15 protein-coding genes and 1 pseudogene are annotated in these 22,028 nt (G+C 72.1%); 11 read left to right on the forward strand and 5 right to left on the reverse strand.

Annotation, left to right across the window (positions count from 1 at the left end):
- Positions 1-253: 253 nt before the first annotated feature.
- Positions 254-1,090 carry a hypothetical protein gene (locus tag WMF11_RS27930; protein WP_437972872.1) on the reverse strand — a complete coding sequence of 279 codons (837 nt, stop codon included), beginning with the start codon at positions 1,088-1,090 and terminating at the stop codon, positions 254-256.
- Between WMF11_RS27930 and WMF11_RS27935 the strand changes: the two genes are divergently transcribed.
- Together WMF11_RS27935 and WMF11_RS27940 are read left to right on the forward strand one after the other, a co-directional pair.
- Positions 1,065-2,012, forward strand: a complete 948-nt coding sequence (locus tag WMF11_RS27935) for a glycoside hydrolase family 5 protein (RefSeq protein WP_437972873.1) — start codon at positions 1,065-1,067, stop codon at positions 2,010-2,012. The genes WMF11_RS27930 and WMF11_RS27935 overlap by 26 nt on opposite strands.
- A gap of 1,062 nt (positions 2,013-3,074) precedes the next feature.
- Positions 3,075-4,832: a cytochrome-c peroxidase gene (locus WMF11_RS27940; protein WP_437902324.1), complete on the forward strand. Its 1,758-nt coding sequence runs from the start codon at positions 3,075-3,077 to the stop codon at positions 4,830-4,832.
- Between the two features lie 389 nt (positions 4,833-5,221).
- Here the strand turns inward: WMF11_RS27940 and WMF11_RS27945 are convergent, their stop codons facing one another.
- Positions 5,222-6,046 (reverse strand): TetR/AcrR family transcriptional regulator, encoded by an 825-nt coding sequence (locus WMF11_RS27945; RefSeq protein WP_437972874.1) that lies wholly within the window; start codon positions 6,044-6,046, stop codon positions 5,222-5,224.
- Positions 6,047-6,316: 270 nt separating this feature from the next.
- Between WMF11_RS27945 and WMF11_RS27950 the strand changes: the two genes are divergently transcribed.
- The 4 genes from WMF11_RS27950 to WMF11_RS27965 are packed head-to-tail and all read left to right on the forward strand — an operon-like array spanning position 6,317 to position 13,065.
- Positions 6,317-7,165, forward strand: a complete 849-nt coding sequence (locus WMF11_RS27950) for an urea amidolyase associated protein UAAP1 (RefSeq protein ID WP_437972875.1) — start codon at positions 6,317-6,319, stop codon at positions 7,163-7,165.
- Positions 7,162-7,836, forward strand: a complete 675-nt coding sequence (locus WMF11_RS27955; protein ID WP_437322925.1) for an urea amidolyase associated protein UAAP2 — start codon at positions 7,162-7,164, stop codon at positions 7,834-7,836. The genes WMF11_RS27950 and WMF11_RS27955 overlap by 4 nt, the downstream gene beginning before the upstream one ends.
- On the forward strand, positions 7,833-11,507 hold the full coding sequence (uca, locus tag WMF11_RS27960) for an urea carboxylase (RefSeq protein ID WP_437972876.1): 3,675 nt from the start codon (positions 7,833-7,835) through the stop codon (positions 11,505-11,507). Before WMF11_RS27955 ends, uca begins: the two co-directional genes overlap by 4 nt.
- Positions 11,500-13,065: an APC family permease gene (locus WMF11_RS27965; RefSeq protein ID WP_437972877.1), complete on the forward strand. Its 1,566-nt coding sequence runs from the start codon at positions 11,500-11,502 to the stop codon at positions 13,063-13,065. The genes uca and WMF11_RS27965 overlap by 8 nt, the downstream gene beginning before the upstream one ends.
- Positions 13,066-13,142: 77 nt before the next feature.
- On the opposite strand, the gene WMF11_RS27970 is transcribed toward WMF11_RS27965, so the two are convergent.
- Entirely contained in the window at positions 13,143-14,717 is a 1,575-nt protein-coding gene (locus WMF11_RS27970) for a hypothetical protein (protein ID WP_437972878.1), read from the reverse strand.
- Positions 14,718-14,997: 280 nt separating this feature from the next.
- Here WMF11_RS27970 and WMF11_RS27975 point away from each other — a divergent pair, with 280 nt between their 5' ends.
- Positions 14,998-15,204, forward strand: coding sequence for a hypothetical protein (locus WMF11_RS27975; protein WP_437972879.1), 207 nt, complete (start codon positions 14,998-15,000; stop codon positions 15,202-15,204).
- A 24-nt stretch (positions 15,205-15,228) separates the two neighbouring features.
- Here WMF11_RS27975 and ssuD read toward each other — a convergent pair whose 3' ends face one another.
- The gene (ssuD, locus tag WMF11_RS27980) at positions 15,229-16,368 is read right to left on the reverse strand and encodes an FMNH2-dependent alkanesulfonate monooxygenase (protein WP_437902330.1); all 1,140 of its coding nucleotides are present in this window, start codon (positions 16,366-16,368) and stop codon (positions 15,229-15,231) included.
- 2 nt (positions 16,369-16,370) lie between these two features.
- On the opposite strand from ssuD, the gene WMF11_RS27985 reads away from it, so the two are divergent.
- The 3 genes and pseudogenes from WMF11_RS27985 to WMF11_RS27995 all read left to right on the forward strand — a co-directional run bounded on the left by WMF11_RS27985 (position 16,371) and on the right by WMF11_RS27995 (position 18,683).
- The gene (locus WMF11_RS27985) at positions 16,371-16,535 is read left to right on the forward strand and encodes a hypothetical protein (RefSeq protein WP_437902331.1); all 165 of its coding nucleotides are present in this window, start codon (positions 16,371-16,373) and stop codon (positions 16,533-16,535) included.
- A 568-nt stretch (positions 16,536-17,103) separates the two neighbouring features.
- A complete protein-coding gene (locus WMF11_RS27990; RefSeq protein WP_437972880.1) occupies positions 17,104-17,841 on the forward strand; it encodes an ABC transporter permease subunit in 738 nt (245 codons plus the stop codon).
- 4 nt (positions 17,842-17,845) lie between these two features.
- A pseudogene (locus WMF11_RS27995) lies at positions 17,846-18,683 on the forward strand (ABC transporter ATP-binding protein).
- Positions 18,684-18,767: 84 nt separating this feature from the next.
- On the opposite strand, the gene WMF11_RS28000 reads toward WMF11_RS27995, so the two are convergent.
- Positions 18,768-19,460, reverse strand: coding sequence for a hypothetical protein (locus WMF11_RS28000; RefSeq protein WP_437902335.1), 693 nt, complete (start codon positions 19,458-19,460; stop codon positions 18,768-18,770).
- Between the two features lie 404 nt (positions 19,461-19,864).
- On the opposite strand from WMF11_RS28000, the gene WMF11_RS28005 reads away from it, so the two are divergent.
- Complete coding sequence (locus WMF11_RS28005; RefSeq protein WP_437972881.1) at positions 19,865-21,709, forward strand: hypothetical protein; 1,845 nt, start codon at positions 19,865-19,867, stop codon at positions 21,707-21,709.
- Positions 21,710-22,028 lie beyond the last annotated feature (319 nt).

The following is a 22,028-nucleotide window of genomic DNA, read 5'->3' on the forward strand; positions in this document are numbered from 1 at the left end:
GTCGGTCGCTCCCGGAGAGCGCGGGCTGGAGAGCGCGGGCTGGAGAGCGCGCGGGACGAGATCCTCCGGCGCGCGTGGCGAGGGCCGTCGGTCGCTCGCGCCATCAGGCGCCGAGGGGCGCGCTATTCCTCGCGCGATCGCGCGAGGAATAGCGCGAGGAATAGCGCGAGGAATAGCGCGAGGAATAGCGCGCCCAGGAGCCAAGGACGCGATCACTCTCCCACTTTCGCCTTCACCCGTCGCGCCGGACCTGCTATGCAGGGGGCCGCCTTCTTCGTCGATATCCTCGCTTGATGCCCGCGCTCGGAGCGGGCGCATCGTGCGAGACGCCTTCCTTGGAGAATACAATGAGCCATGAATTGACCCCTGGGCTGTTCACCGGGTCCAGGTGGACGCGCGCCTTTCTGCATCTTGCGTTGCCGGCGATGGTGTTGCTCGGGTGCGAGGGCTCTTCGGAAGACTCGGCATCCGGCGGCGGCGATGCGTCGACGTCGGCGTCCTCGGTCAGCGGCAGCGCGTCGACCGTGGCGTCCACGTCGGCATCGTCGGGCGGCGGCGGCTCGACAGCGGCGTCCTCGGGCGGCGGAGACGAGGGGGGCGGCACGGGCGGCGTCGGCAGCAGCGCAGGAGGCGACGGCGCGTCGACCGCGGCGTCCTCGAGCGGCGCCGGCGGCGCGGGCGGCGCCGGCGGCAGCGCAGGAGGCGACGGCGCGTCGACGGCGGCGTCCTCGAGCGGCGCCGGCGGCACAGGCGGCGCCGACACGTCGACCGCGGCGTCCTCGGGCAGCGGCGGCGACGTGTCGACCGTGGCGTCCACGTCGGCGTCCTCAGGCGGCGGCGCCTCGACATCGAGCGTGACCTCGACCTCCGCGTCCTCGGGCGGCGGCATGGGTGGCGGCGATGCCTCGACGTCGAGCGTGACCTCGACCTCCGCGTCCTCGGGCGGCGGCATGGGTGGCGGCGATGCCTCGACGTCGAGCGTGACCTCGACCTCCGCGTCCTCGGGCGGCGGCATGGGTGGCGGCGATGCCTCGACGTCGAGCGTGACCACCACCTCGAGCGGCATGAGCTCGACCACCTCGACCGGCACGGGCCCCCTCGCGAGGACGCCGGTGGAGCGGCACGGCCGCCTGAGGGTGATGGGCAACCGCGTCGTCGACGAGCACGGCGAAGAGCTCCAGCTCAAGGGCATGAGCATGTTCTGGAGCGTCTGGGAGGGAGAGAAGTTCTACAACGCGTCCGCCGTCAACACGCTCGTGAACGACTGGGATGCGACCGTCGTCCGCGCCGCGATGACCGCCAACACATCGGGGCTCGGCTACGTCAACAACCCGGACGCGGAGAAGCGGAAGGTCAAGGCGATCGTCGACGCCGCCATCGCCAGAGGCATCTACGTGCTCATCGACTGGCACGATCACGACGCGGTCCAGCCCCGGAACAAGGAGGCTGCGAAGCGCTTCTTCCGGGAGATGGCGACGGAGTACGGCGATGAGCCCGCCGTGATCTTCGAGGTGTTCAACGAGCCCGACTCCGAGACCTGGGCGCAGGTGAAGGCGTATGCCGAGGAGGTGATCCGGGAGATCCGCGGCGCCGGCTCGGACAACCTCGTGATCGTCGGGTCGCCGAACTGGTCGCAGGACGTGGACGTCGCCGCCAACAACCCGATCACGAGCTACGACAACATCGCCTACACGCTCCACTTCTATGCCTCGACGCACAAGGACGGGCTGCGCGCCAAGGCGAGGACCGCGCTGTCCGCGGGCCTCGCGCTGTTCGTCACCGAGTGGGGCACCTGCTCCTCCAGCGGGGACGGCGCGCTGGATCTCGCCGAGGCGCAGCGGTGGCTCGACTTCATGGCCAGCAACAGCATCAGCTGGCTCAACTGGTCGATCGTCGACAAGGCCGAGTCCTGCGCCGCGCTCAGGCCCGGCGCGAGCGCCAGCGGCCCGTGGTCGGATGGCCAGCTGACCGAGTCGGGGCGCTGGGTGAAGCAGAAGATCCAGGCGCCTTGACGCGGGGAGCCCGCCGAGGGGCGCCGTCGAGGACGGGGGCGCTCCGCCCGGGTCGGTCGCGCGGCGCCACGTCGCCTCGGGCGCGGACAGCGAAGCTCCCGCGGCGCGCTTTCCGTTCCTTCGAGGCCTCCTCGAAGACCAGAGTCTAGCTCTCTCGCATTCGCCTCGTTCACCAAGCGATCCGCGCTCGATCGGCTCACTCCCGCGCTTCCTCATCGACGACATTGCCCGAACTCGGTGGATGAGTCAGGGTTTCGGCGACGCACACGGCCGCGCCTGCTCGGCGCGGTGACGGCAAGAGGAAGGGATATGTCCTGTCCCTTCATCCCACTTCGTCAGGTCCTCGACAGAGGTCGTCTTCTCCCTCGAATCCCCCGCGCGAGCCGATGCGCTCGCGACACGGGGAGACGCCCGGCCGAGACGAGACAGGACGAGGCGTCGATGCGCGCCCTGGACACGCGCTGTCTTTCTGAAGTTCGGATGGCTTGAAGAGACTCGAACGATGCCGGGCGGAACCCCGTCGAGCGTCGGCGCTCGCGACATCCGCTCATCGCAGGACGGACGACCATGCCGGCGACCCGCGGAGTCCCGCGAGGACGCTGGCTCGCGCCGCCTGTCATTCACTCGCGCAGCAGCGAAGGAGGCTTCCTCGTGATGGTTAGAGCTCGTTCTGTAGACCCGCGCACGGGCGAGATCGGGGCGTGGATCCTCGTCGTCCTGATGGGTCTATCGTCAACCGCCGGATGCTGGCCCGAGGGACGCGAGCCTCCGTGCTCGGGATGCGGGAGGCCCGGACCGTCTTCGTCGCTCGGGGACGGCGGGGCTTCGTCGCTCGGGGACGGCGGCTCATCGTCGCTCGGTGGCGGCGGGCCTGCGTCGCTCGGGGACGGCGGGTCCTCGTCGCCGGTCACGCCCGGGAGCGGTGACCCGCCGGCGGATCCGCCGGACGACGGCGCGACGCCCGCGCCAGCCACTCCGCCGCCATCCCTCGGCTCGCTCCGAGGCGTCGCCGTCCCGGAGCCGCGCGACCTGTCCCGGTACGTCAAGAGCAGGGAGACGGCCGTGGCCCTCGGAAAGGCGCTGTTCTGGGACATGCAGGTCGGCAGCGACGGCGTGGCGTGCGCGACGTGCCACTTCCACGCCGGCGTCGACCACCGCAAGAGAAACCAGATCAACCCGGGTATCAACAACCAGGATCCCGAGCGGCGCACGCGGTTCGAAGCCACGCGGTCGGACGGGAAGGGCGGACCGAACTACGCGCTCGTGGCGAGCGACTGGACTTTTCGCCGCGACTTCCCCGCGGATGCCGACGACGTCATCTCTTCACAGGGGGTGTTCCACGCTCGATTCAACGGCATCGTGCCCGAGAGCGAGAAGGACGACTGCACGCTGCTGCCGGACGTCTTCCAGGTGCAAGGGGTGAACGTGCGGCGCGTCGAGCCGCGGCAGACGCCCACCGTCATCAACGCGGTGTTCAACTTCCGCAACTTCTGGGACGGACGCGCGAGCAACCATTTCAACGGAGTGAACCCGTTCGGCAGGCGAGATCCGGACGCCGCCGTCCACGCCGTGCGCGACGGCGTCCTGGTCCGCGAGAGGGTCGACCTGGAGAACTCGAGCCTCGCGTCTCAGGCCGTGGGCCCGCCGATCAACGCCTTCGAGATGTCGTGTGAGGGGAGGACGTACGCTGACGTCGCCGCGAAGCTCTTGCCGCGCAGGCCGCTCGCTGGCCAGATCGTGGACCCCACGGACAGCATCCTCGGCGAGCTCCGCGATTCGAGCGGAAAAGGGCTCGCTCCGTCCTATGGAGAGCTCGTCGAAGAGGCCTTCGTGGACGCGTACTGGCGGTCGGATCAGCGCGTCGGCGATCGGTCGCTCGTGGAAGCGAACTTCTCGCTCTTCTTTGGCCTCGCCATCCAGCTCTACGAGGCGACGCTCGTGTCCGACAACAGCCGGTTCGATCGCTTCGCCGACGGGGACAGCGCCGCCCTGAGCGACGAGGAGCGCGCGGGGCTCGCGATCTTCCAGGGCAAGGGCAGGTGCATCAACTGCCACCATGGCCCCGAGTTCACCAGCGCCGCCACCCGCCTGCAGCGCGAGGAGCAGGTGGGCGGTTTGATCTCGCGAATGCCGGTCGGGGACGGCGGCGCCGCGCTGTACGACAGGGGTTACTACAACATTGGCGTTCGGCCGACCGAGGAGGACATCGGCGCCGGAGGGGTCGACCCCTTCGGTCATCCGTTCTCGTTCGCGCGGCAAGGGAAGCTGCTCGCCGCGGGCGAGGGCGCCCCGGACGTATTCGGCATCAACCCGGCGTCGTTCGAGGTCGAACCAGGGGTGCCGATCGCGTCGGGCGAGCGCGATGCGGTCGACGGCACCTTCAAGGTCCCGACGCTCCGGAACATCGAGCTGACGGGCCCCTATTTTCACAACGGAGGCGCGCTGACGCTGCGGCAAGTCGTCGAATTTTACAACCGTGGCGGTGGCCGGCGAGAACGGGAGGGCGGTGACACCACCGGGTTTGGGCCCAACGGGACGAACCTCGCTCCGAACATTCAGCCGCTCGGGCTGACGGAAGAGGAGAAGAAGGCGCTCGTGGCGTTCCTGGCGACGCTCACGGACGAGCGGGTCCGGTTCGAGGAGGCGCCGTTCGATCACCCGCAGCTGTTCGTCGTCGACGGCCACTTCTGGAATGAATGGACCGTGGTGGATGACGGCACGGGGCGTGCTCGCGAGAAGATCAAGGAGGTCCCGGCGGTCGGCGCCGCAGGGCGCAAGCCGAAGGACCTCCCTGGGCTTGCGCCTTTCAACCCGCTCTGAGCGCCACAGCGATCCCAACCTGCGGCGGCGATCCCAACCTGGGTCGGGTCGCCTCGGTCGCCTCAACCTGGGTCGGGTCGCCTCAACCTGGGTCGAGTGGGCAATCCGGCGATCCCAACCTGGGTCGGGCAATCTGGGTCGGGCAATCTCAACCTGGGTCGGGTCGCCAACCCGGGTTGGCTCGCTCCGGGCCGCTCTCTCAACCTGGGTCGGATCAGCTGGGTCAACCCGGGTCGGGTCGCCTGCTCCGCCTGCTCAACCTGGGTCGGGTCCGCTGGGTCAACCCGGGTCGGTCGCCTGGGTTCCCTCAACCTCGGTCGGGTCCCCTGCTCAATCTGGGTCGGATCGCCTCGGTCGGCTCCCCCTCAACCTCGGTCGGCTCCCCTTGCTCAACCTCGGTCGGCTCCCCTTGCCTTCCTCCGGAGCGCCGCCAGCCTCGACGGCCGCACCAGCAGCCCGCCCACCGTCTGATCCGCCACGAGCTCCGCGATCTGCTCCGGCCCGTAGCCCAGCGCCGCGGGATCGCTGGCCGCGAGCGGATGCACGCGCCCTCCTCCCTCGGGACGGCACCAGTTCTGCACGCTCTCGTCCTGCGCCAGCACCGTCAGCGCGCACAGGTAGGCGTCCACCTCGCGGAACCTCCCCTCCCCCATCCCGCGCCCCACCATCGCGGCCACGGCCTCGGTCAGCGCGCGCCGCTCGGCCCAGTACGTCGCGAACGCCGCCGGATCCCGCTCGCTGAACCGGTGGATCTCCGTGATCTCCAGCGGAAACCCGCACACCGTCTGCACGTCGAAGCGCACGAAGCGCCATAGCTGCACGTCCGCCGTCTCGCCGGTCGCCTCGAGGCTCCGCGCGTACGACAGCGGCAGCCGGTTCACCTGCTGCAGGATCTCCGCGACGATCAGCTCCTTGCGCCGGAACCAGTAATACAGCGACGACTGCCGGAGCCCCGCCGCCTGCGCGACCTCCAGCATCGACACCTCGGCCACCCCCCGCTCGGCGAACAGCCGGCCCGCCACCTGCAGAATCTGCTCCCGCGGCGCGAGATCGCTCCGCTGCGGCGCCTTGCGCGGCCGGCCCATGCGGCGCGGGCTCCCCTCGGCCTTCTGCTGGCCTCCGGCGTTCTGCCCCCCTTCCGCCGGCTGCCTTCCTTCGGCGCTGTGCCTGCCGTCGATCTTCGGAGGAGGAGCCATCTCTGTCTTCATCGTCATCGTCCGAGGTGGCCATCACGCAGCCGCGCGATCGCCGTCGCGCCCTCATGCCGCCTCGCCCTCCCGCGCGTCAATCGGCTCCGCGCTCGCCCCCCTGCGCCATCCGCTCTTCATCACCCAATCCACCACCCACACCGTCACCGAGAAAATTCACCGCTTCCGGGAAAAAGCGCTCGCGCCCTGCATTTTACCCTCGCGAAACAGCCTGGAAACCCTGGCCCCGGATAGTCGGCCCGTAGTTTCGATTGTCTATCGAAAGTGAGGCGGGCAATGTCTGAAACGGCCACAACGTACGCCGCGCGCGAGCACGCGCGCGCTCAGGAAGGCAGCGTCGTCGAGACGCGACCCACCGTGCCGAGCACGTCGATCGGCGATCCGCCGGCGGGCGTCGAAGCGCGCGACGTCCTCTGGGAGGAGACCCTCGGCGCCGGCGGTTACGCGGCGCGCACGCTCCCCGTCGGCAGCCGGCTCCGGTTCGTCGACCTCGAGGGCGACACCTGCGTCGCCCTCGTGCTCCACCGCGCGGATCGCCCCATCGAGCGGCTCTGCCTCCCCGACACCGTGAAGCTCCAGTGGCAGGCCTATCCCGGCCCCGGCTACCTGCTCCTCTCGGACATGGGGCGTGTCCTCGCCTCCCTCCTCGAGGACACCGCGGGCCGCCACGACACCTTCTGCGGCACCTCGCTCCCTGCCGAGATCGAGTCCCGCCATGGCAGCGACGCCCACGGCGGCGCCCTCCGCGCCGGCCGCGAGCGGCTCCTCCTCGCCCTCGCCAAGCACGGCCTCGCCGAGCGGGATCTGCCCACGGCCATCAACCTCTTCAAGGGCGTCCGCATCGAGGCCGACGGCGCCGTCACCTTCCTGCCCGACTCCTCCCGGCCGGGCGCCCACGTGCTGCTCCGCGCCGAGCAGGACGTCCTCGTCAGCGTCGCCGTCGTGCCGCACCGCCTCGACCCGCGCCCGACCTACCGCGCCGGCAAGGTCCGCCTGACCGCGTGGCGCGGCCGCCCCGCCGCCGACGACGACCCCGTGCGCAACGCCACCCCCGAGGCGCGCCGCGCCTTCGAGAACACCGCCGAGGAGCTCGCGCTCGGCCTCCGGGCAGGAGGCGCGCGATGAGCCCCGCCGCCACCCCCGGGAAGCCGGTCGCCGCCCTGCGCGACCCCGCCCTCGCCGGCCTGTCCGGCGCCCTCGTCTCCGACGAGATCGTCCCGGCCCGCGCGCCGTGGGCCAGGATCGTCCGCGCCGGCGAGATCCTCCGCGTCATCGACCTCGAGGGCAACCAGGCCGTCGACTTCCTCGCCTACGTCCTCGCCGACACCGCCGAGCGCTACAGCGCCGCCGACACGATCGTCGCCCAGCGCAACATCTTCCTCACCACCGGCGCGCGGCTCCGCTCCAACCGCGGCCGCGTGATGATGACCGTCACCGACGACAGCTGCGGCCGCCACGACACCTCGGGCGGCGCCTGCTCGTGCGAGTCGAACACCGTCCGCTACGGCCACCACACCAAGCACCAGCACGCCTGCGTCGAGAACTTCCTCCTCGCCGCCGCGCCCTACGGCCTCGGGAAGCGCGACCTCGTCGGCAACATCAACTGGTTCATGAACGTGCCCGTCGAGGCCGACGGCACCCTCGGCATCGTCGACGGCCTCTCCGCGCCCGGCAAGCACGTCGATCTCCGGGCCGAGCTCGACCTGCTGCTGCTCGTCTCGAACTGCCCGCAGATCAACAACCCCTGCAACGCGTTCAACCCGACCCCGATCCGCGCGGTGGTGGTGCGGCCATGAGCGCCATGGCCCCGCCCTTCCGCCGCGTCCTCGTCGCCAACCGCGGCGAGATCGCGTGCCGGATCCTCCGCACCCTCAAGCGCCTCGGCGTCGCGTCGGTCGCCGTGTTCTCCGACGCCGACCGCGCCGCCCTCCACGTGCGGCTCGCCGACCACGCCGTCCGCCTCGGCGGCCAGACCCCCGCCGAGAGCTACCTCCGCATCGACGCCGTGCTCGACGCAGCCCGCCGCGCCGGCGCCGACGCGATCCACCCAGGTTACGGTTTCCTCAGCGAATCCGAGGGCTTTGCGCGCGCCGTCGAGGACGCGGGCATCGTCTTCATCGGCCCGACGCCGGGCCAGATGGAGGCCTTCGGGAGCAAGCACCGGGCGCGGGAGATCGCCGTCGAGGCGGGCGTGCCGCTCCTGCCGGGCACCGGCGTGCTCCGGGACGCGGACCACGCCGCCGCCGAGGCCGCGGCCATCGGCTACCCCGTGCTGCTCAAGGCGAGCGCCGGGGGCGGCGGCATCGGCATGGCCCGCTGCGACGGGCCGGCGGAGCTCCCGGCCGCGTTCGAGCGGGTCCAGCGCCTCGCCCGCTCGAACTTCGGCTCGGGCGAGGTGTTCCTCGAGCGCTTCCTCGCCGCGCCCCGGCACGTCGAGGTCCAGATCGCCGGCGATGGCCGCGGGAACGTGCTCGTCCTCGGCGATCGCGACTGCTCGGTCCAGCGCCGCAACCAGAAGGTCCTCGAGGAGGCGCCCGCGCCCGACCTGCCGCCGCGGCTGCGCTCCGCCCTCGCGGAGTCGGCCCGCGCCCTCGCCGCGAAGGTCGCCTACCGCAACGTGGGTACGGTCGAGTTCCTCGTCGATCCGGCCCGCGCCGAGCACTACTTCCTCGAGGTCAACACGCGCCTCCAGGTCGAGCACGGCGTGACCGAGCTCTGCGCCGGCGTCGACCTCGTGGAGTGGATGCTGCGCATCGCCGCGGGCGACACCGCGTTCTTCGCCGGCGGCGACCCGGCGCTCCGCGGCCACGCGATCGAGGCCCGCCTCTACGCCGAGGACCCGGCGCGGGACTTCCTGCCGAGCGCGGGCCTGCTCACCGAGGTTCGCACTCCCGAGGGCGGGGGCGTGCGGGTGCGCGTCGACGGATGGGTCGAGACCGGCACCGAGGTCTCCGCGCTCTACGATCCGCTGCTCGCCAAGCTCCTCGTGCACGGCGCGGACCGGGCCGCGGCCGTCGCGGCGCTGCGCGCCGCCGTCGAGGAGACCCGGATCGGCGGGATCGAGACCAACCGCGAGTGGGTCGCGGTCGCGCTCGATCACCCCGATTTCCGCGGGGTCCGGCACCACACGGGCACGTTCGCGTCGCTGCCGTTCCGCCCGCCGACGATCGAGGTGACCGCCTCGCCGGGCGCGGTGACCGTGCAGGACTGGCCCGGGCGCCTCGGCCTGTGGTCGGTCGGCGTCCCGCCGAGCGGGCCGATGGACGACCTGTCGTTCCGGCTCGGCAACCGCGTCGTGGGCAACCTGGGTGGCGCCGCGGGGCTCGAGTGCGAGGTGCACGGGCCCACGCTGGTCTTCCACCGGCGCGCCGTCGTTTGCGCCGCGGGCGCCGCGATGCGCGTGCTCGTCAACGGCACCGAGGTTGCGCCGTGGACGCCGGTCGAGGTCGCGCCGGGCGCCACCGTGGCCTGCGGGCCGGTGCGGGGGCCGGGGGCGCGCGCCTACCTGCTCGTCCGCGGCGGCTTCGACGTGCCGGCGCACCTCGGCAGCCGCGCCACGTTCACCCTCGGCGGCTTCGGCGGCCACGCCGGCAGGCCGCTCCGCCCCGGCGACGTGCTGCGCCTCGGCGAGGAGGTCGACCCCTCCCTCGACCCCGGCGCGCTGCCGCCCGAGGCCCGGCCGGAGATCCGCAGATCCTGGGAGCTCGCCGTGCTCGACGGCCCGCACGGCGCGCCGGACTTCCTCACGCGCGACGGGATCGAGCAGCTCTACGAGGCCGAGTGGGAGGTCCACTACCACTCGGCCCGCACCGGCGTCCGCCTCGTCGGGCCCGCGCCGAAATGGGCGCGCACCGACGGCGGCGAGGCCGGGCTGCACCCGTCGAACCTCCACGACAACGCCTACGGCATCGGCGCTGTCGACCTCACCGGCGACATGCCTGTCATCCTCGGCCCCGACGGCCCGAGCCTGGGCGGGTTCGTGTGCCCGCTCACCGTCGCTGCGGCCGAGCGGTGGAAGCTCGGCCAGCTGAGCGCCGGGGACAAGGTGCGGTTCCGGTCGATCGTGCCCGCCGAGGCCGATGCGCTGGCGCAGCGGTGCGAGGCGCTCGTGGCCCTGCGCGGCGGAGCCACGAACGGCCCAACCACGGTCGCGGCGAAAGCTGCGGTGGCGCCCGCGCCGCGGCGACCGCGCGGCGAACCCGTGCTGGGGCGCGTGCCGGCGCGCGACGACCGCCCCGCGGTGGTCTTCCGCCAGAGCGGCGATCGCTACGTGCTGGTCGAGTTCGGCCCGCCGGTGCTCGACATCGACCTGCGCGTGCGCGCGCACCTGCTCATGGCGCGGCTCGAGGAGCTCCGCCTACCCGGCGTCGTCGACCTGACGCCCGGCATCCGCTCCCTCCAGGTGCACGTCGACGGCGCGCGCCTCACCGTGGCCAAGGCCCTCGACCTGCTCCGCGAGGTCGAGGCCGACCTGCCCGCCCAGGCCGAGGTCCGGATCCCGAGCCGCGTCGTCCACATGCCCCTCAGCTGGGACGACCCGGCGACGCGCGAGGCGATCGAGCGCTACATGCGCGCCGTCCGCGACGACGCGCCCTGGTGCCCGAGCAACCTGGAGTTCATCCGCCGGGTCAACGGGCTGCCCGACATCGCGGCGGTCCAGGAGCTCTTCCTCGCGGCGAGCTACCTCGTGCTCGGCCTCGGCGACGTGTACCTCGGCGCGCCGGTCGCGACGCCGCTCGATCCGCGCCACCGGATGGTCACCACCAAGTACAACCCGGCGCGCACGTGGACGCCCGAGAACGCCGTCGGCATCGGCGGCGCGTACCTGTGCATCTACGGCATGGAGGGGCCGGGCGGGTACCAGTTCCTCGGCCGCACGGTGCCGGTCTGGAGCCGCCACCGGCCGTTCCGGCAGACGACGCGCGAGCGGCCCTGGCTCCTGCGCTTCTTCGACCAGCTCCGCTTCCACCTCGTGTCGGCGGAGGAGCTGCTCGAGCTCCGCGCCGACATGGTGGCCGGGCGCGGCGAGGTGCGCATCGAGGAGACCACGTTCGACCTGGGCGAGCACCACCGCTTCCTGGCCGAGAACGCCGGGCCCATCCGCGCGGCGCAGGCGCGGCAGCGGGCGGCGTTCGACGCCGAGCGCGCCCGCTGGGAGGCGGACGGCGAGTTCGACCGCGTGCGCCGCGCGGGCGCCCGGCTCGAGGGCGCGCAGGCCGCCGCCGACGACGCCATCCCCGCCGGGGTGCTGCCGGTGACGGCGCCGCTCACCGCGTGCGTGTGGAAGGTCGACGTGGCCGAAGGGCAGCGCGTCGAGGCGGGCCAGCGCCTGGCCGTGCTCGAGGCGATGAAGATGGAGTTCCCCGTGGTGGCCGACGTGGCCGGAGCGGTCGGCTGGATCGGCTGCCGCCCGGGCCAGATGGTCAGCGCGGGCCAGCCGCTCGTGGGGGTGTCGGCCGATGCGTGACCCCATCTCGACCGCCGCGCCGGCGTCGGCGCCCGTCGCGGAGGACCGCGGCGACGCCGAGGACCTCGCCCGCCTCGGCTACCGCCAGGAGCTCCGGCGGGACCTGGGCAGCCTGTCCGCCTTCGCCGCGGGCTTCTCGTACGTCTCGATCCTCACGACGGTCTTCCAGCTCTTCGTGATCGGGTACGCCTTCGGCGGGACCCGGTTCTTCTGGACGTGGCCGGTCGTCTTCCTCGGCCAGCTCGCCGTCGCGCTCAACCTCGCCGAGATGGGCTCGCGCTACCCGGTCGCCGGCTCGGTGTACCCGTGGGGCCGCCGCGTCTGGGGCGGCGCGCCGGGGTGGCTCGCGGGCTGGCTGAAGCTCGTCGGCGACGTCGTGAGCGTCGCCGCGGCGGCCATCGCGCTGCAAGCGATCTTGCCGAGCATTTGGAGCGGGTTCCAGCTCCTTGGAGGCGACCCGTCGCTCACGTCGCGCGACGGCGCCGCGAACGCCGTGCTGCTCGGCGCGGGGCTCATCGTGCTGACGACGGCGATCAACATGGCCGGGGTCAAGGTGATGGCCTGGGTCAACGACGTCGGCGTGATGGCGGAGCTCGGCGGCGTCGCGCTGCTGCTCGTGGCGCTGTTCCTGAGCGCGGTGCGCGGCCCGGGCGTGGTGCTGGAGCCCATCTACGGCCCGCCGTCGTCGCTGGGCACGGGGGTGGCGGGCCTGCTCGCGGCCGCGCTGATGCCGGCGTACGTGCTGTACGGCTTCGACTCGGCTGGCTCGCTGGCCGAGGAGACCCAGAACCCCCGGCGGATCGTCCCGCGGGCGATCCTGAAGGCCGTCGTGGCCTCCGGGGTGGGCGGCGCGCTGCTCCTCGTCGCGGCGCTGATGGCCGCGCCGAGCCTGACCGACGGCCGCCTGGCCACGGAGGGCCTGGCCTACGTGGTCGTCGGCGCGCTCGGCCCGGCGCTGGGCAAGGTCTTCCTCGTCGACGTGGCGCTGGCCGTGTGCGTCTGCACGCTGGCGATCCAGACCGGCGCCTCGCGCCTGGCCTTCTCGATGGCGCGGGACGGCGCGCTGCCGTGCGCGCCGGCGCTGTCGCGCGTGTCGCCGCGCACGAAGACGCCCGTCGCCCCGGCGATCGTTGTCGGCGCGCTCGCGAGCGGCATGCTCGTCGTGAACTACGGCGAGGCGCAGCTGTTCGTGCTCATCACGGAGACGGCCGTGCTGCTCGTGAACCTCTCGTACCTGGTCGTGACGGCGGGGATGCTCCTCCGCCGGCTGCGCGGGTGGTCGGGCCTCGCCGGGGCGCCAGCCGGGGTGTTCTCCCTAGGCCGCGCCGGTCTCGCGCTGAACGCCGCGGCCGTGGCCTGGGGGGTCGCGCTCATCGCGAACATCGCCTGGCCGCGACCCGACGGCGCCGAGGCGACGTGGATGGAGTACTTCCCGGTGCTCGGGGTCGCCGCCACGCTCGTGGTCGGGCTCGGGGTGTTCGTCGCGACGCAGCGGCCGGGAGGAGAGCGGGTTGCCATCGGTCAGCCCGGAGAGCGCTCGGCCTCGCTGACCTCCTGAGGCGGGCTGTTCCGGCGGCGAGCTCGAGCGGACCTGAGCGGAGGCCGCCGGAAGCGCCGAAAGGGGCGAGAGCGCGATCAGGGAGCGGGCGTCACGCTGAGCGCGCCCGAGGCGCTGAGGGACGCCTTGTAGTTCCCGGGCGCCGGATAGGTGATGCGGAACCCTGCGAGGTCGGGCGAGAGGGTCTTCGTCTGGCCCGACGCCTGCGTGCCGCCGGCCGGCACCCAGTACTGGGTGCACGGATCCCACTGACCGGCGGTGTGCGTCTGGACGAGCGTGCAGACGTCTCCACCATTCTGGGTCGCGATGCTCTGGCTGACCTGGTACGTGAGCACGAGAGCGCCGTCGTCCTCCGTGAGCTTGGTCGCTGCGTTCATCGAGGTCGTGTCGGTCGCGCCGCACTTCAGGTACCAGTGGCTGGGCGCGTCGGCGCATGCGGGGATCGGCGCGGCCGCCGTGCCGCGGGTCACCTTGACCGTCGCCTCGGACGGCGAGACCCCGAGCAACGAGATGGCCAGATCCGCGTCGCGATCGACGAACGTATGACCCCAGGGGAGCGCCTCGCGCGAGACGTTCGCGGGATAATTAGCTACGTTGATCGGCACGTAGGGCGTCATGTTGACGATGCGCGTCGGGGTCCCCTCCAGCGTGCCCCGGTGCACGACGATTCCGCTCGCGACCGGCGAGCCCGCCGTGAACCGCTGGGAGTCGAAGAGGCCGAGCGGCTGGCGATACTCAACCTGGTACGTCTCGTCCCCGCCGGGGATGGGGACGACGAGCCGCTGCACGCCGTCCGAAGCCTGCTCGATCGGCTTGACGCTGACGATGGAGGTCCCGCTCGCGCTGACGGTCGCGGTGTTCTCAGGCTCGAACCAGCCGAGCCGCGCCTTCTCCGGAGCATTGTAGTGCAGGAACTGCCCCCCCATCGTGCTGAACGAGTCACCGTATTCCTGCCAGCAACTCGTGTTCCCTGGGTTGAGCTCGCCGCTGTTTGCGCACTTGGGCAGATTGGGCTGCGCGCAGCTCGGGCTCATCGACACCCAGTTCCCAGAAGCGTCGGCGCAGTTCAGCAGGTCGGCGTGGTTCAGGCCCAGGTTGTGCCCCAGCTCGTGTGCCATGGTGCCAGAGTCCTCGGCGTGGTAAAAATACGTATTGGAGAACAGGGCTCCAGCTCCGTCGCTACACCCCGCCGGCACCTCGGCGAGAAAGAACATCGTGTGCTGGTAATTGGCCTCCACGTAGCCCCCCGCCTGCGCGGCCATCGCCCTGCCCAGCTCCACGTAGTTGGCGTGCTGGGCGCAGACCGGGGTCCCCACGTCGAGCTCGTACCAGCCGTAAAAGTCCCCGTCGGTGTGGTTGTGACCGGTCAGGTGCATCTTTCCGTAGGAGGCTTCACGGAAGAACTTGTCGGTCGAATCCGCGTTGCCAAAGAGGCGGTCATACACCTGTTCGATGGTGTAATCCGGACTCGCTCCGTTCTTGAACTGGATGAAGATCGCCGCGACCTTGCGGCCACCGATGACGGCGGGCTGCTGGACGGCCGAGATCGACTCGACCTCGTCCACCTCGCCCTCCATCGCAGTGCCGCAGGCGGAGACCGCGAGGAAGAGAGCAAGAAACCCGCTGCGATGGGTGAACGAGACGTTGCGCATTGTACCTCTGTGGTGTCGAAAAGAGCGCGTGACAGTGCCGGACGCGAGCGTGCATGGAGTCAAGGACTCCAGACCTCGAACCCACGCGCAGGCTCGGAGCTCACGACGTGACGATCGGCCGAGCCGCCTTCGAGGGAGTCCTCGAAGGCAGCGGGCCCGGGGGAAGGTCCAGACGCTTCGGGGCCGTCAAGCCCCGGCCGCGGGACCTGCGTGGACCGGGTTCATCGAACCCTCTTCTGCTCACTGGATGCGGCCAGGCCCGGTCGCCCTTCACGAAATCGTGACGGCCCCGCCGATTCCCGGACGAAGCCACCGCGCAGGGGCGCCGCGGTTCCCGTCCCGGACCGCCAGGCCGCGCAACGCGTTCATCGAGGGCCCCGACCCGGCCCTCCTCGATGCCTTTGCGTCGTGCGTCGAGAGGGCGATGAGCGACCTCGATCTGCTACGGCGCGCCCTCGACGACGCCGACCCCGAGGAGCTCGAATGACGTCTCGGCGCGGGGCCTTCCGCCTCAGCTCTGCGATCGGTGCGGGACGATGTCGTTGGCGATGATCTCGCCGAACGGCCCCGTGAGGTTCGGGCGGACGCCTGCGGTCCTCCGCTCGACGGGGAGCCGCGGGAAGAGCAGCTCGGCGACCCGATAGGCCTCTTCGAGGTGCGGGTACCCCGACAGGATGAACGTCTCGATCCCGAGCTCCGCGTACTCCTTCATGCGGCGCGCGACCGTCTCCGCGTCGCCCACGAGCGCCGTCCCGGCGCCGCCGCGCACGAGGCCGACGCCGGCCCAGAGGTTCGGGCTCACCTCGAGGGCGTCGCGCCGCCCCTTGTGCAGCGCCGCCATGCGCCGTTGCCCCTCGGAGTCGAGGCGCCCGAAGGCCTGCTGCGCCGCGGCGATGGTGCTGTCGTCGAGGTGCCGGATCAGGTCGTTCGCGGCGGCCCACGCCGCCTCGGCCGTCTCGCGGACGATGACGTGCAGGCGGATCCCGAAGCGCACCGTGCGCTGCTCCGCGGCCGCGCGGCGGCGCATGTCCGCGATCTTCTCGGCCACGGCGGCCGGAGGCTCTCCCCAGGTCAGATAAACGTCGACGTGGCGCGCCGCGAGCGCGTGCGCCGCGGGCGACGACCCCCCGAAGTAGAGCGGCGGGTGCGGCGCCTGGAGCGGCGGAAAGAGGATCTTCGCGCCCTTCACGCGCAGGTGCTGCCCCGTGAAGTCGACCGTCTCGCCGGCCATGACGCGCCGCCAGATGCCGAGGAACTCGTCGGTGACGACGTAGCGCTCGTCGTGCTTCAGGAAGACGCCGTCCCCCTCGGACTCGGCCGGATCGCCGCCGGTCACGACGTTGACGAGCAGGCGGCCGTCGGACAGGCGATCGACCGTGGACGCCATGCGGGCGGCCCACGTGGGCGAGACGACGCCCGGCCGCACGGCGACGAGGAAGCGAAGCCGCTGCGTCAGCGGGATCATGGCCGACGCGACCGCCCAGGCGTCCTCGCACGATCGCCCGGTGGGGACCAGCACGCCGTGATAGCCGAGGTCGTCGGCGGCCTGCGCGATCTGACGAAGATAAGGGAGCGTGACGGGGCGCGCGCCCTCGGCGGTGCCAAGGTAGCGGCCGTCCCCGTGCGTCGGGAGAAACCAGAAGACGTTCATCGATGGAGAAGCTCCTCGCCCGTGAGTCGCCGGGTCAGGCGCGCGAGAGCACGATCCGCACCGCGCGCCGCCGCGCGCTGGAGCCCGCGGCGCCAAGGGACCTCGCCGGGCAGGCCGCCGCGACGCCGCTGCGCCCCCAGCAACATCAACTGCTGATCGACTGCTGATTTAGCAGCAGTCGACCGCTCCTCCATGGGTGCTCCCCCGCGGAGCGCCACGCCTCGACCTGGCACAGCGGCTGCTGGACCGAGGTTTACGCTACGCATCCGCCATAGATGCAATTTTACATCATAATACCATCCTTACGCGCTGACGTGGGTTGTAGAGGAGGCGAAAGAGCCCTCATGATCAGGTACATCTCGTTCACGACGGTCCGCTCCGCGCTGCTGGGCTGCGCAGCTCTCTCGAGCTTGTTGCTGCTCGGGTGCGGCCGCGACGGCGGCGAGGCGGGCGCCACGGGCGAGAAGGCGGCGAACGCCGGGCAGGCGGCCGAGGACACGCGGGCGGCGGTGGTGGTGCGGCTGGGGTACCAGAAGATCGGCACGCCGTTTCTCCTCAAGGAGCGCGCGGAGGCCCTGACGAAGGCGCTCGAGGCGAGGAACGCCCGCGCCGAGTGGGTCGAGTTTCAGGCCGGTCCTCCGCTGCTCGAGGCGATGCGCGCGGGCGCCGTGGACGTCGGCCACGTCGGCGAGACGCCGCCGGTGTTCGCGCAGGCGGGCGGCGTGCCCTTCGTCTATGCCGCCAGCGACGCGCCGGCGCCCAGGGCTGTCGCGGCTGCAGATCATCCCGAAGAGCCTGCTGCCGTCGCCGGTCGAGGTGCTCGTGGCCGCCTCGAACGCCACGAGGAGCGGCGATCTGCCCGCGCACCTCGGCGTGAGCGCGCTGCGGGCGGTGGGCGGGCTCGTCGTCGGCGCGGCCGTCGGGCTCGCGCTCGGCCTCGGCACGGGGCTCTCGCGCCCGCTGCAGCTGGTCATCGACGGGCCGCTGCAGATGCTCCGGGCGATCCCCGCGCTGGCGCTCGTGCCGCTCGTGATCCTGTGGTTCGGGCTCGGCGAGACCGCGAAGCTCTTCATCGTCGCGATCACGGTGCTGTTCCCCGTCTACCTGAACACGTTCCACGGCGTGCGCAGCGTGGATCCGCAGCTCATCGAGATGGCGCAGGTCTATGACGTGCGGGGGTTCGCGCTCTACCGCGAGGTCATCTTCCCTGGCGCGCTCCCCTCGATCCTCGTGGGTCTGCGCTTCGCGCTCGGGCTCTCGTGGCTCGTGCTCATCGTCGCGGAGACGCTCGGCGCGAGCCAGGGCCTGGGCTATGTCGCGATGAACGCCCGCGAGTTCATGCAGATGGATCTCCTGGTGCTCACGATCGTGCCCTGGGCCATCCTCGGCAAGCTGGCCGACTCGCTGGCGCGGTGGCTCGAGCGCCGGTTCCTGCCGTGGCAGCCGCCGCTGCAGCGGCTCGAGGCGAGGTGAGCGAATGAGCGGTTCGGGCGATCAGACCGCCGGCGCGCGTGTCGTGCTGGAGCAGGTCGACAAGCGGTACGGCGACCGGCTCGCGCTCTCGGGCATCGAGCTCGACCTCCGCCCTGGCGAGCTCGTGACGATCGTCGGGCGGAGCGGCTCGGGCAAGAGCACGCTGCTCCGCGTCCTGTGCGGCCTCGAGCAGCCGACGCGCGGCGCGGCGCGCGTCCTGGCCTCGAGGGAGGTCGCGGCGCGCGAGGCGGTGCGCGTCGTCTTCCAGGAGCCCCGGCTGCTGCCCTGGCGCACGGTGCTGGAGAACACGTGCATCGGCGGGCCGAGAGGGCGCGACGCGCGCGCGCGACGTGCTCGACCGGGTCGGGCTCGGAGATCGGCTGAACGACTACCCGGGCGTGCTCTCGGGAGGTCAGCGGCAGCGGGTCGCCCTCGCGCGCGCGCTCGTCCACGACCCGAAGGAGCTGCTGCTCGACGAGCCGTTCGGCGCGCTCGACGCCCTGACGCGGATCGGGGCGCAACGCCTCGTCGAGTCGCTGTGGGCGCAGCGCCGCTTCACGGCCATCCTGGTGACGCACGACGTGGAGGAGGCGGTCCTGCTCGGAGATCGCGTGCTGGTGTTCGACGAGGGGCGCATCGTGGAGAGCGTCGCGGTGGATCTGCCGCGCCCACGGGCCAGGGAGGTCCCGGAGGTCGGCCGCCTCGCCGGCGTGCTCCTCGACGCGATCTTCAGGAGATCCCCGGAAGAAGCAGGGCTGTCACGGCGCGCCTCGCGCGTGGACGCCGCCCTGCATGCGACGACCCTCTTGGCTCCCACCGGCCTCGGGGTCGCTCGCCATTGACTGGATCCCTCGCTCCGACGCCACAGGCCCCGAAGGAGCGTTCGCACCTTCGAGCTATTTCCGGACGTCGGGCAATCGTACAGCCTAATATGCCTTCGGCCGGTCTCCCTTGGCCGTCCGGCGCACAAGCTTCATCCGCTCGATTCCCCGGGGCTCGAACACGAGCGTCTCGGTCCAAGCCCAGGACTTGCCGCCGGGCCCCGTCGTGCCGGCAGCGTCGTAGTCGACGGTCGTGCGCGTGCCGACGGTGGAGAAATTGAGCTCGACGAGGACCTCCTGTTGATATGCTGCATCCGGCTTCTGCGAACACCTGCTCGGCATGTCTTCCTGGAACCAGCGGCGCAGAAAATCTCGGTGTTTGTCCTCGCACTGATAGCCAAAGCCCAGGGCCGAGGTATACGGGCAGTCCAGGTGACCTCTCGCGTCGTCGGCCGGCAGCTCGGCCCACTCGCAGTGGCTCACGAGCTCGGCCGACACATACCCGACGGCGGCGCGCTCGGCCTCCGAGAGGCACGCGACAACGTCCTTGGCGACGACCGGCGTGCAACACCCCTCCGTCCAGTACAGCTTCGTGGGTCGGTCGTGCGGGGTGCACGACGGCGCATCGACGGTGGCGCTCGGTGCGGGCGCCGGCGGCGGCGTCGCGGAGGGTTGCGGGGCGGCGATCGACGCTTGGATGGGGAGCGATGTCTGGGCGGGCGCTCCGGACGAGCGCTCTCGCGTGCACGCCGCGACGCACGCTGCCGTGACCAGGATGGCAAAGCGCCTTCGCTCCACGGTGGTCCGTGGGGCGCACGCGCCCGTCACGTCGCCTGCACGCCCAACGTCGGTGAGCCGTGGCGAGGAGCGGGCGCCGCCTGCGGCTCGTCCGGCGCACAGGCTCGCGGGGCTCGGCGTTCGCGGTGTGCGCACGGGTCCAGCTCAGCAGATGGCCGAGGCGATGGCCAGCGGGGCCCATGGCGACCGCCCGCCTGGTGATCCCCGTCGGGGGGCCTGGTAAAGGTGGCCCAGGTGACCCTCCCTGCATGATGGCTTCGCGGCTCGCGCTCCTCCCCCTCCCGCTCCTCGTGGCTTCGTGTGGTCCCGCCGCCGGGTCGGCCCCCGCGGCGCTCGCGCCGGCCTGGGTCGCCATCCCCCCCGCCCCGCTGGAAGCGCCCGCGCGCGCCGCGAGCGCGCCGGCCGTGGATCCCTCGGCTCCGCTGGCGTTGCCGATCGCCGCCATCCCGCCGGCAACCTGGGTCGAGCCGCCCCTGGGAGAGCAGGAGCGGGCCAGGGCCGGTCGGGACCCGTTCCGCGAGCACACCGAGATCGCCCTCGGCGAGCACGTGGCGATCTTCGCCGCGAAGGGAGGCGGCGCCGACCCTGCGGGCGGAGCGTTCGCGGTCGACGAGAAGCTCGGCGTCGTCGGCCCACTGAAGCTGCCCGCAGGCTTCACCTGGGTTGGGGTCGGCGGCCCGCAGATCGACGCGCTCTATGCGGCCACGCCGGAGGGCGCGCTCCACCGTGCCGCCGGCGTCCGCGATGCGCTGAGGGCGGACGGCTTCGAGCCGCGCGGCAGCGTGCCTGGCGCGACGGCCTGGGACGCCGCCGGCGCCCTCATCGCGGCCGCGGCCGGAGAGCGCGTCAGCGTCTCCGCCGACGAGGGCCGCAGCTTCACCTCGGCCGTCGTCGCGCCTGGCAAGGCGGTGCGCGCGGTGCTCGTGCGACCCGACGGCGTGCTCGCGGCCGTGGTCCAGGCGCCGGCGCGTGGTCAGCAGCCGGTGGCGCCCGACACGTTCCTCTCGCTGGATCGCGGGCAGACCTGGAAGCGATCTGCGTTCCAGCCGCGATCGATGGAGCGCGCAGGATCCTGGATCTGGAACGGCAATGCGAACTGCCCCGCCGTGCTGAGCCGCGACGGCCAAGCGTGGACCAGGACCGCTGCTGCGTCCTTATATACCGCGTCCTTGTACGCCCGACCCACGTTGGGCATCGCGCTGCACCTCTCCCCCGCGATCCGCGTCATCGAGGCCGGCTCGTTCCGCTCATCCGTCGCCCCGCCAGCGCCCGAGCCGCCCCGGCGCGGCGACACCGCGATCGGGCGGGAGCCGCGGTGCAAAAGCGACGACGGGGGCGTCGTGGGCGGTATCGGACTCATGGGCGCGGCTGGCGTCTCGTGCGGAGGCGCGCTCTGCCTGCTCGAAAGCGCCACGCCGCGGCCACAGCCGACACGCACACAAATCGCGACGTTCGGCGACGGGATCTGCGAACCAATGAGCGCGCGACCGCCCGGCAGCGCCTGCGCCGCGCACCTCAGGCGGCCACCGACGTTCGCGGTCGTCGACCACATCGCGAGCACCGTGATGCCAGTCGCGGCGCCTGAGGGGTGCCCGCAGCTGGTCGCGCTGCACAACGCGGCCGGCATCGGCGTGCTGATCTGCCGCGGAAGCGGCGGGGGCGCGACCCTCTTCGTGCGGGGCGCGCAAGGTGCATGGCACGCGGAAGGGAGCCAGGCGACCCCGGCCGAGGCGCTCAAGTGGATCGCCGCGGCGCAGGATGGCACGCTGCTCCTGCTCGAGCCGGCGCCGCCCGCAAGCGCCAGGCAGCGCGAGCCGCTGCAGGCGCTCGTGCGAAGCCCGCTGCCGCTCGGCGCACCGCAGGCGTGGCGCCGGATCACGGCGCCGGACGGCGTCGCGGCGCTTCCCGCTCCCGGCGGCGCGGCGCTCCTCGCGAGCTCGCCCGCGGCCTCGGCCGGCAGACGCCTCGATGTGACGCTGGATCGCCCAGGGCAGCCGGCGCTCCCCCTGGCGCGCGACGTGGAGGTCTCCCAGGACCTGACGCTGATGGAGATGCGGGACGGGCAGGTGCGGTTCCGCGTGCGTCCAAATCCTGCGCCGGACGTCAAAGGAAGGGTGGGGCTCCCGCCCCCCGAACCCCGGGATCCGCGCTGGCACGTGCTGACCCACGGCGGCGAGCTCGTGCTGGAGACGCCCTCCAGGCCGAAGCCTCCGACCGAAGGCCGCCGGATCGGCCCCGCGGGGCGCTAGCGCCGCGTCCCGCGGTCCATCGCGTCGCGGGAACCATCGCGGGACATCGCGGGACGCAACCACGTCACGAGCGATGCGCGTCGCGGGACCCAACCACGCCACGGGCCATGGGCCGTCGCGGGACCCAACCACGTCACGGCGATGGGCACGCGCGCTCCACCTCGCAGGATGGATCTCCTGGGACTGGAGCCGTTAGCATGGTGGACGCATGCCGCAGCAGCCACCGACCGAGCCGCAGCAGTCACCGCCCGGGCCACAGCAGTCACCGACCGGACCGCAGCAGCCACCGACCGAGCGGCCCTTCTCACTGACAGACGGT

Origin of the sequence: Sorangium sp. So ce295, from assembly GCF_051527405.1 — a bacterium.
GTDB lineage: Bacteria > Myxococcota_A > Polyangia > Polyangiales > Polyangiaceae > Sorangium > Sorangium cellulosum_B.

Bases quoted from the DNA above. Each gene is read 5' to 3' on its own strand.
- ssuD (WP_437902330.1), bottom strand. From the start codon at position 16,368: ATGAACGTCTTCTGGTTTCTCCCGACGCACGGGGACGGCCGCTACCTT.
- uca (WP_437972876.1), top strand. From the start codon at position 7,833: ATGAGCGCCATGGCCCCGCCCTTCCGCCGCGTCCTCGTCGCCAACCGC.
- WMF11_RS27985 (WP_437902331.1), top strand. From the start codon at position 16,371: ATGGAGAAGCTCCTCGCCCGTGAGTCGCCGGGTCAGGCGCGCGAGAGC.
- WMF11_RS27970 (WP_437972878.1), bottom strand. From the start codon at position 14,717: ATGCGCAACGTCTCGTTCACCCATCGCAGCGGGTTTCTTGCTCTCTTC.
- WMF11_RS27965 (WP_437972877.1), top strand. From the start codon at position 11,500: ATGCGTGACCCCATCTCGACCGCCGCGCCGGCGTCGGCGCCCGTCGCG.
- WMF11_RS27950 (WP_437972875.1), top strand. From the start codon at position 6,317: ATGTCTGAAACGGCCACAACGTACGCCGCGCGCGAGCACGCGCGCGCT.
- WMF11_RS27955 (WP_437322925.1), top strand. From the start codon at position 7,162: ATGAGCCCCGCCGCCACCCCCGGGAAGCCGGTCGCCGCCCTGCGCGAC.
- WMF11_RS27935 (WP_437972873.1), top strand. From the start codon at position 1,065: ATGAGCTCGACCACCTCGACCGGCACGGGCCCCCTCGCGAGGACGCCG.
- WMF11_RS27945 (WP_437972874.1), bottom strand. From the start codon at position 6,046: ATGACGATGAAGACAGAGATGGCTCCTCCTCCGAAGATCGACGGCAGG.
- WMF11_RS27990 (WP_437972880.1), top strand. From the start codon at position 17,104: ATGCCGCCAGCGACGCGCCGGCGCCCAGGGCTGTCGCGGCTGCAGATC.